The sequence below is a fragment of the Duganella sp. 1224 genome, assembly GCF_013408245.1.
In the GTDB taxonomy this organism is placed as follows: Bacteria; Pseudomonadota; Gammaproteobacteria; order Burkholderiales; family Burkholderiaceae_D; genus Rugamonas.
In genome coordinates this window covers 13,424-29,995 of the sequence record NZ_JACBYS010000006.1, presented here as the reverse complement: position 1 = coordinate 29,995, position 16,572 = coordinate 13,424, and the positions used below count along the sequence as shown (strand labels likewise).

Sequence of the window (16,572 nt, the reverse complement as noted above, 5' to 3'; positions counted from 1 at the left end):
AGAAGAGTATGCACCGTGATGTTCATACCGATAACTGGATCGCCGTCTGCAACCTGGACGACATCGTGCCCAACACCGGGGTGTGTGCGCTGCTGAATGATATGCAGGTGGCCGTGTTCCACGTCGACGCCGGGGAGTCGCGCGTGTTCGCCATCGATAACTATGATCCGAATTCCGAGGCCTCGGTCTTGTCGCGCGGGCTGGTTGGTTCGCTGGGCGAACGCATCGTGGTGGCGTCGCCGATCTACAAGCAGCACTTCGATCTGCAAACCGGCGAGTGCCTGGAAGCGCCGGAGCATTCAGTGGGCACCTATCCTGCCCGCATCGAAGATGGCAAAGTCTGGGTAGGCCTGTGAAACCCGCGCTGGTCGTCATCGGCAATGGCATGGCCGGCATGCGCACGGTCGAGGAGCTGCACAAGCTGGCGCCGGATATGTACGACATCACCGTGTTCGGCGCCGAGCCGCACGGTAACTACAACCGCATCCTGCTGTCGCCTGTGCTGGCGGGCGAGAAAAGTATGGACGACATCATGCTCAACACGCGCGAATGGTATGTGCAGCACGGGATCACGCTGCACGCTGGCGACCCGGTCGAGCATATCGACCGCCGCAAGCGCATCGTGCGCGCGAAGTCGGGGCTGGAGGTCATGTACGACCGCCTGCTGATCGCCACCGGCTCCAAGCCCTTCATCATCCCCGTGCCGGGCCATCAGCTGAACGGGGTGCTGGCCTTCCGCGATATTCAGGATGTGGAGAACATGCTGGCCATGGCGCGCAATCACCGCAACGCGGTGGTGATCGGCGGCGGCCTGCTGGGGCTCGAAGCGGCCAATGGCCTGCAGCGCCAGGGTATGAATGTCACTGTGGTGCACGTGACCGACGCGCTGATGAACCAGCAGCTCGATAAGCCCGCTGCCGCGCTGCTGCAAAAAGCGCTGGAAGCCAAGGGCCTGAATTTCATGATGGCCGCGCAGACCGAGGAAATCCTCGGCCCGGACCGCGTGACCGGCGTACGCTTCAAGGATGGCACCGAGATCCCGGCCGACCTGGTGGTGATGACCGCCGGCGTGCGTCCGAATATCGAACTCGCCAAATCGGCCGGCCTGCATTGCGAGCGCGCCATCGTGGTGGACGATACGCTGCAAACCTACGACCCGCGCATCTACGCCGTCGGAGAATGCGTGCAGCACCGCAGCGCCACCTTTGGCCTGGTGGCGCCGATCTGGGACCAGGCGCGCGTTTGTGGCGCCCACCTGGCCGGCGCCGGCGTACGCCGCTACGTGCAGCAAACGTCGCCAACGCGGCTGAAGGTCACCGGCGTGGATCTGTATTCGGTGGGCGATTTCATCGGCGGCGAGGGCAGCGAAGACCTGGTGCTGCGGGACGCGCGGCGTGGCGTCTACAAGCGGCTGGTGATCAAGGACGGCCGCGTGACCGGCGCCGTGCTGTACGGCGACGTCAAGGACGGCCCCTGGTACTTCAACCTGATTCAGAACCGCACCGACATCACGCCGATCCGGCAAACCCTGTTATTTGGCGAGGCGCTCAGCGCCCGCGCCGCCTGACTGAGCGAGCAAGCATCTTGAACCTGTCCACCGATCATCTGGCTGTCCGTACCACCTGTGCCTATTGCGGCGTGGGCTGCGGCGTACAGGCCACGCAGAAGGACGATGGCAGCTTCGCCATCAGCGGCGACAAGCTCCATCCCGCCAACCAGGGCCGCCTGTGCGTAAAGGGTTCCACGCTGGGGGAAACCGTGGGGCTGGAAGGCCGCCTGCTGTATCCGCAAGTGCGCGGCGATGACGGCGCGGGCTTGCGACGCGTGTCGTGGGATGAAGCGCTGGGCAAGGTGGCCGACGCGTGGAAGGCCATCATTGCCGAACATGGCCCGGATGCGGTGGCGCTGTACGTCTCCGGCCAGCTGCTGACCGAGGACTACTACGTCGCCAATAAACTGATGAAGGGCTACGTGGGCAGCGCCAACATCGACACCAACTCGCGCCTGTGCATGTCATCCGCCGTGGCGGGCTACAAGCGCGCCTTTGGCGAAGACCTGGTGCCGGTCTGCTACGACGACCTGGAACTGGCCGACATGATCGTGCTGGTGGGCTCCAACACGGCGTGGTGCCATCCGATCCTGTTCCAGCGCATTCTGAAGGCGAAGGAAGCTCGGCCCGGGATGAAGCTGGTGGTAGTCGATCCGCGCCGCACCGCCACCTGCGAGCTGGCCGACCTGCACCTGCCGGTCAAGGCCGGCACCGACGTGTGGCTGTTCAACGGCCTGTTAAGCTACCTGTCGCGCATCGGCGCCGTCGATCCGCGCTTTATCGAGCAGCATACCAATGGCTTCGATGCCGCACTGGATGTGGCCAACGCCGATTGCGCCGATCCCGCCGTGGTGGCGAAGATCTGCCGCATCGAACTGGCGCAGCTGCTGGCGTTCTATGAATTGTTTGCCGCCACCCGCAAGACCATCACCGCCTACTCGATGGGCGTCAACCAGTCGTCGGCGGGCACGGACAAGGCCAACGCCATCATCAACTGCCACCTGATCGGCGGCCGTATCGGCAAGCCCGGCATGGGACCGTTCTCGATCACCGGCCAGCCCAACGCCATGGGCGGCCGCGAAGTGGGCGGCCTGGCCAACATGCTGGCCGCGCACATGGACCTGGAAAACGCCGGCCATCGCGACGTGGTGCAGACCTTCTGGGAGTCGCCGGCCATGGCCGACAAGGGCGGCCTGAAAGCGGTAGACCTGTTCAAGGCGATTGAAGAAGGCAGGGTCAAGTCGGTGTGGGTGATGGCGACCAATCCGGTGGTCAGCCTGCCGGACGCCGACCAGGCGCGCCGCGCGCTGGAAAAGTGCGATCTGGTGATCGCCTCCGACATCATGCAGGACACCGACACCACCGCTTACGCCGATGTACTGCTGCCGGCGCTGGGCTGGGGCGAGAAGGATGGCACAGTCACCAACTCCGAACGCCGCATCTCGCGCCAGCGCGCCTTTCTGCCGGCGCCGGGCGAGGCGCTGCCGGACTGGAAGATCCTGTCGTTGTTCGCGCAGCGCATGGGCTACAGCGGCTTCGATTACGCCGGCCAGCACGACGTGTTCAATGAACACGCAAGCCTGAGCGGCTTCCGCAACGCCATCGGCGACGTGCCGCGCGCCTTCGATATGTCCGGCCTCGCCGGCCTCAAGCAGCGTGAGTACGATGAGCTGGAGCCAGTGCAGTGGCCGATCCGCCGCACCGTGGGCGGCGAGCTGCAGGTGGAGGCGCGGCTGTTCAAGGACGGCGTGTTCGCCCACGCAGACGGCAAGGCGCGCTTCATCGCCACCGCGCCGCGCTTGCCGCGCCACGCCGTCAGCGAAGACTATCCGCTGTCGCTCAATACCGGGCGCGTGCGCGACCAGTGGCATACGATGACCCGCACCGGCAAGTCCGCCACGCTGGCCGACCATATCGCCGAATCGTTCGTCGATATGCACCCGCAGGATGCGCTGCTCAGTGGCGTGAAGGAGGGCGAACTGGCGCGCGTCACGTCCGAATGGGGCGCGATGGTGGCGCGCGTGCAGCACGGCGGGGGTATCCCGCGCGGCAGCGTGTTCATTCCTATCCACTGGAACGGCCAGACCGCATCCGACGCGCGCGTGGGCGCGGTGGTCAACCCGGTGGTCGATCCGGTGTCCGGCGAGCCTGAGTTCAAGCACACGCCGGTGCGCGTGGAGCAGTTCCGCGTCAACTGGCACGGCTTTATCCTGAGCCGCGATGCGCTGAATCTCGACAGCATCGCCCACTGGACGCGCATCCAGGGCCGCGAGTTCAGGCGCTACGAGCTGGCCGGCCGCAACACCATCACCAATTATGCCGAGTGGGCGCGCGCGCTGCTGGGCGTGACCGATCCCGATGCGGACTGGCTGGAATACGAGGACAAGACCGCCGGCGTGTACCGCGCCGTGCACGTGGTGGACGACCGCATCGCCCAGTGCCTGTTCATGTCGCCGCGCCAGGACATGCCGTCGCGCGCGTGGCTGGCCAGCCTGTTCGCCAAGGAGCAGCTCAGTGAGATCGACCGTGTCGGCCTGCTGGTCGGCATGCCGGTGGAGAAGGGCGCGGATACCGGGCCCACCGTGTGCTCCTGCTTCGGCGTCGGCCGCAACACCATCTGCAACGCCATTGTCGAGCGAGACCTGAAGACCGTGCCCGAAGTGACGGCCTGCCTGAAGGCCGGCGGCAACTGCGGTTCCTGCGTCCCTGAAATCAAAAAAATCCTGGTGCAGACACGCGTGGAGGCAGCGGAAGCAAGGTTGTGATTATGGTAAGCTAGACCTGTCGATAGCAACTTAGAGTTCGTCATGTCTATTCGTGAAAATTTCTCCGACGCTGATATGGACCAGTGGCTCAACGATAACCGGGTCACTGAGATTGAATGCCTGGTGCCCGACCTGACCGGCGTGGCGCGCGGGAAGATCCTGCCGCGCGCCAAATTCACGCAGGACCGCGGCATGCGCATCCCCGAGGCGGTGCTGGGCATGACCGTCACCGGCAACTACCCGACCGAGGACCTGGCCTACAACCGCGCCATCTCCAACACCGACCGCGACATGATCCTGCGCGCGGACCCCGGCAGCATCACCACCGTCCCCTGGGCCATCGACCCCACCGCGCAAGTCATCCACGATTGCTATTTCGCCGACGGCACGCTGGTGGACTTCGCGCCGCGCTCCGTGCTGCGCCGCGTGCTCAAGCTGTATGCGGACAAAGGCTGGAAGCCGGTGGTGGGGCCGGAGCTGGAGTTCTACCTCACCGAAAAGAACATCGACCCCGACCTGCCGCTGCGCGCGCCGATTGGCCGCAGCGGCCGCGCCGAGACCACGCGCCAGGTCTACAGCATCGATGCGGTCAACGAGTTCGATCCGCTGTTCGAGGATATCTACGACTACTGCGCAATGATGAATCTCGACGTCGACACGCTGATCCACGAAACCGGCGCTGGCCAGATGGGCCTCAACTTCCAGCACGGCGACGCCATGGCGCTGGCCGACAATGTGTTCTATTTCAAGCGCACCTTGCGCGAGGCGGCGCTCAAGCACGATATGTATGCCACCTTCATGGCCAAGCCCATGGCCGGCGAGCCCGGATCGGCCATGCACGTGCACCAGAGCGTGAGCGATGCCGACACCGGCCGCAATATCTTCAATCTGCCGGATGGCTCGCCATCGCCTCAGTTCCGACACTACATCGGCGGCCTGCAGCGCTACACGCCGTCGGCGATGGCCATCCTGGCGCCGTACGTCAACTCCTACCGCCGCATCGTGCGCCACACGGCGGCGCCGATCAACGTCCAGTGGGGCATGGACAACCGCACCGTGGGCTTCCGCATTCCGATTTCCGGTGTCGAGCAGCGCCGGGTCGAGAACCGCATCATCGGCGCCGACGCCAATCCCTATCTGGCCATGGCGGTCACGCTGGCCTGCGGCTATCTCGGCCTGGTCGACCAGCTGGAGCCAACGCCGATGTACACCGGCAGCGCCTACGATCATCTGTATGAACTGCCGCAAGGCCTGCCGCAGGCGCTGCAACTGATGCGGCGCGAAGACCGCCTGCGCGAGGTGCTGGGGGAGCGCTTCGTCGACGTCTACACGGCCATCAAGGAACTGGAACACCAGGAGTTCATGACGGTCATCAGCCCGTGGGAGCGGGAACACCTATTGCTGCATGTTTGAGCGCTGCTGGCTTTATAATCACCGGTTTGGCAAATATTATTTTACCTTTTTAATAACATGACCATAGAGCGAGCTGCTGAACCTTTCCTCCTGATCCGCAACCTGGTTAAGGAATTCGACGGCGTCCGTGCCGTCAATGACGTATCGGTCGCGATCAACAAGGGCGAAATCTTCGCACTGCTGGGCAGCTCGGGCTGCGGCAAATCCACCCTGTTGCGCATGCTGGCCGGCTTTGAAACGCCGACCTCCGGCAGCATCACGCTGGCGGGCCAGGATATCGTCAGCGTGCCGCCGTACCAGCGTCCGATCAACATGATGTTCCAGTCGTACGCGCTGTTCCCGCACCTGACGGTGTGGGACAACATCGCCTTCGGCCTGCGCCGCGACGGTCTGCCGAAAGACGAAATCGCCGCGCGCGTGGAGAAGATGCTGGCGCTGGTGCAGTTGACCGAGTACGCCAAACGCAAGCCGCACCAGCTGTCCGGCGGCCAGCAGCAGCGCGTGGCGCTGGCGCGCTCGCTGGCCAAGCGTCCGCAGTTGCTGCTGCTGGACGAGCCGCTGGGCGCATTGGACAAGAAGCTGCGCGAACGCACCCAGATGGAGCTGGTGTCCATCATCGAGGAAGTGGGCGTGACCTGCGTGATGGTCACCCACGACCAGGACGAAGCCATGAGCATGGCCACCCGCATCGCCGTCATGAGCGCCGGCCGCATCCTGCAGGTGGGCGCGCCGGATGAAATCTACGAAACGCCGAACTGCCGCTTCGTGGCCGACTTTATCGGCAGCGTCAATCTGTTCAACGGCGCGGTGGCGGAAGATGAGGCAGACCACGTCATCATCGATACGCCCGAGGGCAAGCATTACGTCACCCACGGCATCACCGGCACCATGGGCATGCCGGTGTCGGTGGCCGTGCGTCCGGAGAAGATTGCCGTGCAGGCCGAGGCGCCCACGCTGGAGCAGCGCGCCAAGGCGGCCGAACATGGCTACAACTGCGTGCAGGGCGTCATCACCGGCATCTCCTACTTCGGCAACGAGACCAGCTACCACGTCACGCTGGACAGCGGCATGGTGCTCAAGGTCTCCCGCACCAACGCGGCGCGCCACGACGACGCGGCGCTGAAGCGCGACCAGCGCGTGTACGCATGGTGGGACGGCGCCGACGTCGTCGTGCTGACCAGCTAAGGCGGGACCGGCATGAACTTCCTCAAGAACCTGTTCAAGCATCCGGGGCGCGCGGCGGTCATCTCCGTGCCGTTCCTGTACCTGGCGTTTGCTTTCCTGATTCCATTCCTGATCGTGTTGCGCATCAGCTTCACGGACCTGGACAGCGGCGACGGCAGCCCGTTCGGCACGTTGATGACGGTGGCGGACGGCGTGCTGACGCTGAAGATCAAGATCGCCAACTACCTGTTCATCGCGCAGGACGAGCTGTATGCGCTGACCTATCTGAACTCGATCAAGTTCGCCGCCATCACGGCGGCGCTGTGCCTCATCATCGGCTACCCGTTCGCCTACTTCATGGCGCGCGCCAAGCCGACCGTGCGCCCGGTGCTGCTGATGCTGGTGATGATGCCGTTCTGGACTTCCTTCCTGCTGCGCATCTACGCGTGGAAGGGCATCCTGGCCAACAACGGTATCCTCAACAGCTTCCTGCTCGACATCGGCGCCATCACGGAACCGCTGCACCTGATGAACACCCAGTTCTCGCTGATCATCGGCATGGTGTATGCGTACCTGCCGTTCATGATCCTGCCGCTGTATGCCAACCTGGTGAAGATGGACGTGCGCTACCTGGAGGCGGCGGCCGACCTGGGCGCGACGCCGTGGCAGACGTTCTGGCGCATCACCGTGCCGCTGTCGAAGTCGGGCATCATCGCCGGCACCATGCTGGTGTTTATCCCGGCGGTGGGCGAGTACGTGATTCCCGAACTGCTGGGCGGGCCGGAGACGCTGATGATCGGCCGCCAGCTATGGGACGAATTCTTTACCAATAACGATTGGCCGCTGGCGTCCGCCGTGACGGTGGTGGTGATCCTGTTCATTCTTGTGCCGATGGCGATCTTCAACAAATACAAGGCAGACCAGGAGGCGCGCAAATGACGCAATTCCTGCATCGTTGGTTCGGGCGTGGCTGGCTGTCGCTGGGCTACCTGTTCCTGTACATCCCGATTGTGGTGCTGGTGGTGTTCTCATTTAACAGCTCGCGCCAGGACATGGTGTGGAGCGGCTTCTCGCTGCAGTGGTACGCGGCGCTGGCGAGCGACACGGAAATCATCAGCGGCTTCGGGCTGTCGCTGCGCATCGCGCTGCTGACGGCGTGCGGCTCGGTCATCCTCGGCACCTTTGCCGCGTTTGTGCTGGACCGCTACCAGCGCTTCAAGGGCCGCACGCTGTTCGCCGGCATGGTGAGCGCGCCGCTGGTGATGCCGGAGGTGATTATCGGCCTGTCGCTGCTGCTGATGCTGGTGTCGGTGCAGAAGATGTTCGGCTTCCCGGAGCGCGGCCTGGTCACGATCTGGCTGGGCCATACCTTGCTGGGCATGGCCTATGCGACGGTGGTGGTGCAATCGCGTTTGCAGGAGATGAACAAGTCGCTGGAAGAAGCGGCCATGGACCTGGGCTGCCGGCCTTTCCAGGTGTTCTTCCTGGTGACGCTGCCGAACATCAAGCAGGCGCTGGGATCGGCATGGCTGTTGACGTTCACGCTGTCGCTGGATGACGTGGTGCTGTCGGCGTTCCTGTCCGGCCCCGGCTCGTCGACCATGCCGATCGTGATCTTCTCGCGCGCCCGCCTGGGCCTCGACCCGCGCGTGAACGCGGTGGCGGCGCTGACGATACTGGTGGTATCGATCGGGGTCATCGCCTCAAGCCTCTACATCGCCCGCGCCGAGCGCCTGCGCTCGAAGCAGTTGGCCGCCGCCGCCAAAGGCTAAAAACAGCACCCCAGACGATGGGGTCTGACCCCGTACGGGGTCAGACCCCGCGCCGCACCGGTGTGCGGGTTTCGCGGGTGCCGTCCGCCCGCCTATCCCACGCCGCGCTGGCGATGAAAATCGCCGCGCCAACCCACAGAACGGCCGGCAGCGCATTCACGCCGGCCGTCTGCATCAGTACCCCCGTCACCAACGGCCCACCCGCGCTGGTGACGCCCCAGCTGGCATTGACCACCGCGCTCGCCGCCACCAGCGACTGTCCCTCGAACCGCTCGCCGCACGCCACCAGCGACAGCATGTAAATCGCCCCCGCCACCGCGCCGAGCAAGAGCAGCACCGTCCACCAAAGCCACGGCGTACCCGCCGCAAACGGCAACAGCGGCAGCAACACGCACACCGCGATCCCGCAGCCGACGTGCACCTTGCGCCGCCCCACATGATCGGCCAGCCAGCCGAACGCAAACTGCAGCGCGGTATCGCCCACCAGCACCACGCTGGCCGACAGCACCGCCAGTTCGGTCGCTATGCCATGACGCATCGCATACACCGGCAGCAGACTCAGCGCCACCGTATCGAACATGGCGAAGAACGCGGCGCCAATGGCGATCATCCACATGCGCGGCAGGATGCGCTGCCAGGCCACCGGCGGCTCATCCTCATGTCCCTGCGCGCCGCCGCGAATCAGCAGCATGCCGGGCAGCGCCAACAGAAACAGCATCCCGCAAGCCGCAAACGGCAGCGCCACCTTGCCCGCCAGCGCCGCCACGAGCGCGGGACCGATCAACTGGAACAGCGTGAACGCGGTGGTGTAAATCGCCACCACGCGCCCACGAGAATTCTCCGGCGCCAGGTTGTTGACCCATGCCTCGCCGATGGTGAACAACATGCCCATGCAGGCGCCAAACACAAAGCGCAGCAGCCCCCACGCCAGCAGACTGTCCGTGGTCTCCATCAGCGTCGTGGAGAGCGCGGCAAGCGCAATCGCGCCGATCATGCAACCGCGCGGCCCGTGGACGGCCACCCAGCGCGAGACGAAAGGCGCCGCCGCCAGAATGCCTACCGCACTGACGGCCGTAATGACGCCGATGATGTCGGTGCCTGCGCCGCGCTGGTCCAGCGTCAGCGCGGTCAGCGGAATCGTCGCGCCCAGCCCCAGGCCCACCACGCCGATGCTGGCAACCAGCGCGCAGAAGTCGCGCCACGGCATATTCTTCATGCCGCCACCTCCGCTGCGATGATGGCGCCCAGCTTGCGCCCGTAGTCGGTAATCTGCTCCGGCGTGCAGTAGGCGTAGCCCACCAGCAGGCCGCGCCGCACGCGCTTGTTGAGGTAATACGTCGACAGCGCCTTGACCGAAATCTCTTGCGCCGCCGCGCGCTGCGCGAGCGCGACATCATCCACATGGTCCGGCAATTCCACCACCAGATGCAGGCCAGATTCCTCGCGCGAGATGGTGACGCCGCGCGGCAGTTTTTGCGCCAGCATGTGGCGCAGCAGTTCGCGCCGCGCGCCGTAGGTCTGGCGGATCTTGCGCACGTGGGCGGTAAAGTGGCCGAGCGTGATGAAGTCCGCCAGCGTGGCCTGCACCGTCAGCTGGCCGGGACGCTGCAGGTCATACAGCGCGCTGCGGAAGGCGGCAATCAGCGCCGGCGGCACCACCAGGTAACCGACCTTGATGCCGGGGTAGAGCACCTTGGAGAAGGTGCCCATGTAAAGCACGCGGTCATCGTTGTCCAGGCCTTGCAGCGCGGCCAGCGGGCGGCCGGTGTAGCGGAATTCACTGTCGTAGTCGTCCTCCAGTATCCATGCGTCCTTGCGCACCGCCACGTCCAGCAGCTCGCGGCGGCGCGCGAGGCTCATCACCGCGCCGGTGGGGTACTGGTGCGATGGCGTGACGTAGATCAGGCGCGGGTGGGTGGACAGGTCGGCGGCCGAGATGGCGATGCCGTCGCTGTCCACCGTGATCGGCCGCAGCTTCAGCTCGCGCGCCTGGAACACGCGGCGCGCGCCCCAGTAGCATGGATCTTCCACCCACGCGGTGTCGCCGGCATCGGCCAGCAGTTGCGCGCACAGGTCCAGCGACTGCTGCGTGCCGGCGGTGATCATCACCTGTTCCACCTCCACCTTGACGGAGCGCGAGATGCGCAGGTATTCGGTGATGGCCTGCCGCAGCGGCAGGTGGCCGCCGGACTGGCCGTAGTCCAGCAGATCGTTGCGCGCCTCGCGCCAGACGCGGTTCTGCAACCGCTGCCATAGCTTGAACGGGAACGATGAGAAGTCCGGATCACCCGGCGCAAACGGCTGGATCTCGAATCGCGGACCGGCGGCAACGCTGCTGAGTTCCCGCCCCCGACGCGATAGCCCGGCCGCGCCGCTCGCGGAGCGCGCCGCGGCAGCGACGACGCCGGAACCAGCGTTCGCGCCCGCCGCCAGGCGACCCTGTGGTGCGCCGCCCACACCACGCATCGACGCGCTGTGCGCCTGCAAATCCGCCACGTAGGTGCCGCTGCCGCGCGCGCTGACCACGTAACCTTCGGCCGCCAGCTGCTCAAACGCGGCGATCACCGTATTGCGCGCCATGCCCAGATCCCGCGCCAGATCACGGCTGGAGGGCAGTTTGCTGCCGGCGCCAAGGCGCTGCTGGTGGATCGCGGCCTTGGCGGCTTCGTACAACCTGCGCTGTTGCGGAAGACGCGGATGGAAGCCGGATTGCGCCAGCGCGGCGGCCAGCAGGTCGGAAGTCGGGGACATCTACAAAGTGGTTCTATCAAATGTCAAAAAGTGGCGCTCACAATAATACCAAAATAGGCATATCATTTAGTTAAATCAAATAGATGAAAGCTTCTATGCGTAGCCCTGTCGTTTTGGTTCCCGCCTGCGTCAAGCAGATCGGCGCACATCCGTATCACACCGCGCAGCTCAAGTACGTGGCCGCCGTGGCGGACGGCGCGCGCTGCACGCCGCTGATCGTGCCGGCCCTCGGCGCGGCCACCGACTTTGAGGCGCTGCTGGCGCTCGCCGATGGCGTGATGCTGACCGGTTCTCCCTCCAACGTCCACGCCAGCCTGTATGGCGAGGCATTGCTCGATCCATCGCTGCCGCTCGACCCCGCGCGCGATGCCACCACGCTGCCGCTGATCCGTGCCGCCATCAAGCGCGGCATACCGCTGCTGGCCATCTGCCGCGGCTTCCAGGAAGTGAACGTGGCGCTGGGCGGCTCGCTGCATCAGGCGGTGCAGGACGTGCCGGGCATGGCCGACCACCGCGAACGCGAGGACGACACGCTGGAACAGCAATACGCGCCATCGCACCGCGTGCTGCTGGATCCCGGAGGGCGCCTGGCGCAGATCCTTGGTGGAGCTTCCGGGATCATGGTCAATTCGCTGCACGGCCAGGGCATCCACCGGCTGGCTGACGGGCTGGCGGTGGAGGCGCGCGCCGACGACGGTCTGGTGGAAGCCTACCGCGTCGCGGACGCCAAAGGATTTACGCTCGCGGTACAGTGGCATCCAGAATGGCGCTTTTCCGAGAATCCGGACGCCGTCAAATTATTCAGCGCCTTTGGCGACGCCTGCCGCGCCTACAAGGCCGCCCGATAACAACAAAGAGAGAAGCAAATGGCAATCCGAGAGAACTTTACCTATACCGATATGGACCTGTGGCTGAACGAGAAACGCGTCACGGAAATCGAATGCCTGGTCCCCGACCTGACCGGCGTGGCGCGCGGGAAGATCCTCCCGCGCGGCAAATTCACCCAGGAGCGCGGCATGCGCATTCCGGAGGCGGTGCTGGGCATGACCGTCACCGGCAATTATCCGACCGAGGACGCGGGCTACGACCGCGCCATCTCCAGCACCGACCGCGACATGATACTGAAGGCCGATCCCACCACCATCACCATGGTGCCCTGGGCCGCCGACCCGACCGCGCAGGTGATCCACGACTGCTACTTCGCCGATGGCCGCCTGGTCGATTTCGCGCCGCGCTCCGTGCTGCGCCGCGTGCTCAAGCTGTACGCCGACCGTGGCTGGAAACCGGTGGTGGCGCCGGAACTGGAGTTCTACCTCACTGCCAAGAACAGCGATCCCGATCTGCCATTGAAACCGCCGATCGGTCGCAGCGGCCGTGCCGAAACCAGCCGCCAGGTCTACAGCATCGACGCGGTGAACGAATTCGACCCGCTGTTCGAAGACATCTACGATTACTGCGACATGATGGGCCTGGACGTGGACACGCTGATTCACGAAATCGGCGCCGGCCAGATGGAAATCAACTTCCTGCACGGCGAGCCGCTGGGCCTTGCGGACAAGGTGTTCTTCTTCAAGCGCACCCTGCGCGAGGCGGCGCTCAAGCACGATATGTACGCCACCTTCATGGCCAAGCCGATGGCCGGCGAACCGGGATCGGCGATGCACGTGCACCAGAGCGTAGTGGACGCGCACACCGGCAAAAACATCTTCAGCGCCGAGGACGGCTCGGCGTCGCCGCTGTTCAAGCACTACATCGGCGGCCTGCAGCGCTACATGCCATCGGCGATGGCGATTGTGGCGCCGTACGTGAATTCGTACCGCCGCATCGTGCGCCACACGGCCGCGCCGATCAACATCCAGTGGGGCATGGACAACCGCACGGTGGGCTTCCGCGTGCCGGAATCCGGCGTGCAAGACCGCCGCGTGGAGAACCGCATCATCGGCGCGGACGCCAATCCATATCTGGCGCTGGCGGTCACGTTGGCCTGCGGCTACCTCGGCATGGTGGACCAGCTGGAGCCGACGCCGATGACCACCGACAGCGCCTACGACTTGCGCGTGGAGCTGCCGCAAGGCCTGCCGGAAGCGTTGCAATTGCTGCGCGCCGAAGACCGCCTGCGCACCGTGCTGGGCGAGCGCTTCATCGATGTCTACGCGGCCATCAAGGATCTGGAGCATCAGGAATTCATGACCGTCATCAGCCCGTGGGAGCGCGAGCACCTGCTGCTGCACGTTTAACCGGAGGCCATATGAGCGACTACGATACCGCCGCGATTCAACAGCTGGATAACGCCCACTACCTGCATCCCTTCACCGACCACCAGGCGCTGGGTCAGAAAGGCGTGCGCGTGATGGTGCGCGGGGATGGCATCTACCTGTGGGATTCGGAGGGCAAGAAGATCATCGACGGCATGTCCGGCCTGTGGTGCGTGAACGTGGGCTATGGCCGCACCAGCATCTCGGAGGCGGTGTACCGGCAGATGGAGACGCTGCCGTTCTATAACAGCTTCTTCAACACCACCAATGTGCCGGCGGTGCAGCTGGCTGCCAAGCTGGCGCGCATCTCGCCGCCGCAGTTCAACCATGTGTACTTCACCAGCTCCGGCTCGGAGGCCAACGACACCAATGTGCGCATGGTGCGTCGCTACTGGGATGTGCTGGGATACAAGGAGCGCCACACCATCATCAGCCGCCACAATGCCTACCATGGCAGCACCATGGCCGGCGCGTCGCTGGGCGGCATGGAGGGCATGCACGCGCAGGGCGGCTTGCCGATACCCGGCATTGTGCACATCGGCCAGCCGAATTATCTGGAATCCGGCAAGGGCATGACCGAGGACGAATTCGGCATCGAGGCCGCGTCCTGGCTGGAGAAGAAGATACTGGAAGTGGGGCCGGAAAAGGTGGCGGCGTTTATCGGCGAGCCGATACAGGGAGCGGGGGGCGTGATCATTCCGCCGTCCACCTACTGGCCGGAGATCCAGCGCATCTGCGACAAGTACGGCATTCTGCTGATTGCCGACGAGGTGATCTGCGGCTTCGGCCGGCTCGGGCGCTGGTTCGCGTCCGAACTGTTTGGCATCAAGCCGGACCTGATCACCTTCGCCAAGGGCGTGACGTCGGGCTATGTGCCGCTGGGCGGTGTGCTGGTGGGTGATCGCGTGGCCAGGGTGCTGATCGAGCAGGGCGGCGAGTTCAATCACGGCTTCACGTATTCCGGTCATCCGGTCGCCTGCGCGGCGGCGCTGGAGAATATCCGCATCATCGAGGAAGAAAAGCTCGTCGAACGCGTGGCCAATGACACCGGCCCCTATCTGAAACAGCGCTTTGCCGCGCTGGCGGATCACCCGCTGGTGGGCAGCGCGAACAGCTGCGGCTTTGTGGCCGGCCTCGATCTGGTGCGCAGCAAGGGCGCCACGGTGCACGAGAACGTGGCGTTCGATGAATCGCTGGCTGTCGGCATGGTGTGCCGCGGCTACATGTTCAACAACGGCATGATCATGCGCGCCGTCGGCGACCGCATGATCATCGCGCCGCCGCTGGTGCTGACCAGGGCGCAGATCGACGAGATGGTGGCGCTGATCCGGCACTGCCTGGATCTGACCTACGCCGATGTGAAAGAACGCGGCTGGCTGTAAAGGAGACGCACATGGGACAATGGCACGACAAGGCGGCCGCGCTGCAAGCGGATGGCCGCGCCTTCATCGGCGGTGAGCGGGTATGGGCGAAGTCCGGGCAGCAGTTCGAGAATCTGTCGCCCATCGATGGCCGCTCGCTGGGCATGGTGGCGCGCTGCGATGGCGCCGATGTGGACATTGCGGTGGCGGCCGCACGGGCGGCGTTCGAGGACGGACGCTGGGCCGGCAAGTCGCCGGCGCAACGCAAGCGGGTGCTGATCAGGTTTGCGGACCTGATGCAGCAGCACGTCGAAGAGCTGGCGCTGCTGGAGACGCTGGACATGGGCAAGCCAATCAAGTACAGCCAGACCGTGGACGTGGGCGGTGCGGCCAACTGCATCCGCTGGTATGGCGAGGCGATCGACAAGGTGTACGACGAAATCGCGCCGACGCCGGCCAGCAGCCTGGCGCTGATCACGCGCGAGCCGGTCGGCGTGGTGGCGGCCATCGTACCGTGGAATTATCCGATGCTGATGGCGGCGTGGAAGATCGCGCCGGCGCTGGCGGCGGGGAACAGCGTGGTGCTCAAACCATCCGAGAAGTCGCCGCTGACGGCGCTGCGACTGGCGGAGCTGGCGCTGGAAGCGGGCGTGCCGCCCGGCGTGTTCAATGTGCTGCCGGGCTTCGGCGCGGAGGCCGGCGCGGCGCTGGCGCTGCACATGGATGTGGACTGCATCGGCTTTACCGGCTCCACGCGCGTGGGCAAGCAGATCATGCAGATGGCCGGGCAGTCGAACCTCAAGCGGGCGTGGACGGAATTGGGCGGCAAGTCGGCCAACATCGTGTGCGCCGACTGCCCGGATCTGGATGCGGCGGTGGAGGCGGCGATAGGCTCCATCTTCTTCAACCAGGGCGAGAGCTGCAACGCGCCTTCGCGCCTGTTTGTCGAGGACTCGATCAAGGACTGCTTCATCGAGAAGGCACTGGCCATGGTGCCGGCCTATCAGCCGGGCGACCCGCTGGATGAGAGCACCGTCATGGGTGCGATTGTCGACGCGACGCAGCTCAAGACCGTCATGGGCTACATTGATGCCGGCCGCGCTGGCGGCGCGCGGCTGCTGGCCGGCGGCAGGCAGGCGCGCACGGAAACCGGCGGCTACTACGTTGAGCCGACGCTGTTCGATCAGGTGGACAGCGGCATGGTCATCGCGCGCGAAGAAATCTTCGGCCCGGTGCTGTCGGTGCTCAGCTTCAGCGACGTGGAGGACGCGGTGCGGCAGGCCAACGCCACACCGTACGGCCTGCATGCCGCCGTGTGGACGGCGGACCTGAGCAAGGCGATACGGACGTCGCGCGCGCTGCGCGCCGGCACGGTGCACGTCAACCAGTACGACGGCGACGACATCACTGTGCCGTTCGGCGGCTACAAGCAGTCCGGCAATGGCCGCGACAAGTCGCTGCATGCCTTCGACAAGTATACCGAGCTGAAAACAACCTGGATACAAATCTGATCGCTGGAGCGGGCCATTATGTGGCCAATCT

Annotated in this window: 13 protein-coding genes; 11 read left to right on the top strand and 2 right to left on the bottom strand. The window is 65.0% G+C overall.

The window, feature by feature from the left end; all coding sequences use genetic code 11:
* Positions 1-8: 8 nt before the first annotated feature.
* The 7 genes from nirD to FHW58_RS21585 are packed head-to-tail and all read left to right on the top strand — an operon-like array spanning position 9 to position 8,663.
* Positions 9-356 (top strand): nitrite reductase small subunit NirD, encoded by a 348-nt coding sequence (gene nirD, locus FHW58_RS21615; RefSeq protein WP_179675250.1) that lies wholly within the window; start codon positions 9-11, stop codon positions 354-356.
* Positions 353-1,567: an FAD-dependent oxidoreductase gene (locus FHW58_RS21610; RefSeq protein WP_179675249.1), complete on the top strand. Its 1,215-nt coding sequence runs from the start codon at positions 353-355 to the stop codon at positions 1,565-1,567. Before nirD ends, FHW58_RS21610 begins: the two co-directional genes overlap by 4 nt.
* A 17-nt stretch (positions 1,568-1,584) precedes the next feature.
* The gene (locus FHW58_RS21605) at positions 1,585-4,314 is read left to right on the top strand and encodes a nitrate reductase (RefSeq protein WP_179675248.1); all 2,730 of its coding nucleotides are present in this window, start codon (positions 1,585-1,587) and stop codon (positions 4,312-4,314) included.
* Between the two features lie 42 nt (positions 4,315-4,356).
* The gene (locus FHW58_RS21600) at positions 4,357-5,727 is read left to right on the top strand and encodes a glutamine synthetase family protein (protein ID WP_179675247.1); all 1,371 of its coding nucleotides are present in this window, start codon (positions 4,357-4,359) and stop codon (positions 5,725-5,727) included.
* 57 nt (positions 5,728-5,784) lie between these two features.
* The gene (locus FHW58_RS21595; protein ID WP_179675246.1) at positions 5,785-6,912 is read left to right on the top strand and encodes an ABC transporter ATP-binding protein; all 1,128 of its coding nucleotides are present in this window, start codon (positions 5,785-5,787) and stop codon (positions 6,910-6,912) included.
* A 12-nt stretch (positions 6,913-6,924) separates the two neighbouring features.
* The gene (locus FHW58_RS21590) at positions 6,925-7,830 is read left to right on the top strand and encodes an ABC transporter permease subunit (RefSeq protein ID WP_179675245.1); all 906 of its coding nucleotides are present in this window, start codon (positions 6,925-6,927) and stop codon (positions 7,828-7,830) included.
* A complete protein-coding gene (locus FHW58_RS21585; protein WP_179675244.1) occupies positions 7,827-8,663 on the top strand; it encodes an ABC transporter permease in 837 nt (278 codons plus the stop codon). Before FHW58_RS21590 ends, FHW58_RS21585 begins: the two co-directional genes overlap by 4 nt.
* Before the next feature lie 40 nt (positions 8,664-8,703).
* Here FHW58_RS21585 and FHW58_RS21580 read toward each other — a convergent pair whose 3' ends face one another.
* Both FHW58_RS21580 and FHW58_RS21575 read right to left on the bottom strand, forming a co-directional pair.
* Positions 8,704-9,879 carry an MFS transporter gene (locus tag FHW58_RS21580; protein WP_179675243.1) on the bottom strand — a complete coding sequence of 392 codons (1,176 nt, stop codon included), beginning with the start codon at positions 9,877-9,879 and terminating at the stop codon, positions 8,704-8,706.
* On the bottom strand, positions 9,876-11,414 hold the full coding sequence (locus FHW58_RS21575; RefSeq protein ID WP_179675242.1) for a PLP-dependent aminotransferase family protein: 1,539 nt from the start codon (positions 11,412-11,414) through the stop codon (positions 9,876-9,878). The genes FHW58_RS21580 and FHW58_RS21575 overlap by 4 nt, the downstream gene beginning before the upstream one ends.
* Positions 11,415-11,509: 95 nt before the next feature.
* Here FHW58_RS21575 and FHW58_RS21570 point away from each other — a divergent pair, with 95 nt between their 5' ends.
* Genes FHW58_RS21570 through FHW58_RS21555 form a run of 4 tightly spaced genes read left to right on the top strand, consistent with a single transcriptional unit; the run spans position 11,510 to position 16,541 of the window.
* The gene (locus FHW58_RS21570; RefSeq protein ID WP_179675241.1) at positions 11,510-12,262 is read left to right on the top strand and encodes a gamma-glutamyl-gamma-aminobutyrate hydrolase family protein; all 753 of its coding nucleotides are present in this window, start codon (positions 11,510-11,512) and stop codon (positions 12,260-12,262) included.
* Between the two features lie 18 nt (positions 12,263-12,280).
* On the top strand, positions 12,281-13,651 hold the full coding sequence (locus FHW58_RS21565) for a glutamine synthetase family protein (RefSeq protein WP_179675240.1): 1,371 nt from the start codon (positions 12,281-12,283) through the stop codon (positions 13,649-13,651).
* 11 nt (positions 13,652-13,662) lie between these two features.
* On the top strand, positions 13,663-15,051 hold the full coding sequence (locus FHW58_RS21560) for an aspartate aminotransferase family protein (RefSeq protein ID WP_179675239.1): 1,389 nt from the start codon (positions 13,663-13,665) through the stop codon (positions 15,049-15,051).
* Between the two features lie 11 nt (positions 15,052-15,062).
* Positions 15,063-16,541 carry an aldehyde dehydrogenase gene (locus FHW58_RS21555; RefSeq protein WP_179675238.1) on the top strand — a complete coding sequence of 493 codons (1,479 nt, stop codon included), beginning with the start codon at positions 15,063-15,065 and terminating at the stop codon, positions 16,539-16,541.
* Positions 16,542-16,572 lie beyond the last annotated feature (31 nt).

Coding starts and splice junctions, on each gene's coding strand:
- nirD (WP_179675250.1), top strand. CDS start 9: ATGCACCGTGATGTTCATACCGATAACTGGATCGCCGTCTGCAACCTG.
- FHW58_RS21600 (WP_179675247.1), top strand. CDS start 4,357: ATGTCTATTCGTGAAAATTTCTCCGACGCTGATATGGACCAGTGGCTC.
- FHW58_RS21595 (WP_179675246.1), top strand. CDS start 5,785: ATGACCATAGAGCGAGCTGCTGAACCTTTCCTCCTGATCCGCAACCTG.
- FHW58_RS21590 (WP_179675245.1), top strand. CDS start 6,925: ATGAACTTCCTCAAGAACCTGTTCAAGCATCCGGGGCGCGCGGCGGTC.
- FHW58_RS21585 (WP_179675244.1), top strand. CDS start 7,827: ATGACGCAATTCCTGCATCGTTGGTTCGGGCGTGGCTGGCTGTCGCTG.
- FHW58_RS21580 (WP_179675243.1), bottom strand. CDS start 9,879: ATGAAGAATATGCCGTGGCGCGACTTCTGCGCGCTGGTTGCCAGCATC.
- FHW58_RS21575 (WP_179675242.1), bottom strand. CDS start 11,414: ATGTCCCCGACTTCCGACCTGCTGGCCGCCGCGCTGGCGCAATCCGGC.
- FHW58_RS21570 (WP_179675241.1), top strand. CDS start 11,510: ATGCGTAGCCCTGTCGTTTTGGTTCCCGCCTGCGTCAAGCAGATCGGC.
- FHW58_RS21565 (WP_179675240.1), top strand. CDS start 12,281: ATGGCAATCCGAGAGAACTTTACCTATACCGATATGGACCTGTGGCTG.
- FHW58_RS21560 (WP_179675239.1), top strand. CDS start 13,663: ATGAGCGACTACGATACCGCCGCGATTCAACAGCTGGATAACGCCCAC.
- FHW58_RS21555 (WP_179675238.1), top strand. CDS start 15,063: ATGGGACAATGGCACGACAAGGCGGCCGCGCTGCAAGCGGATGGCCGC.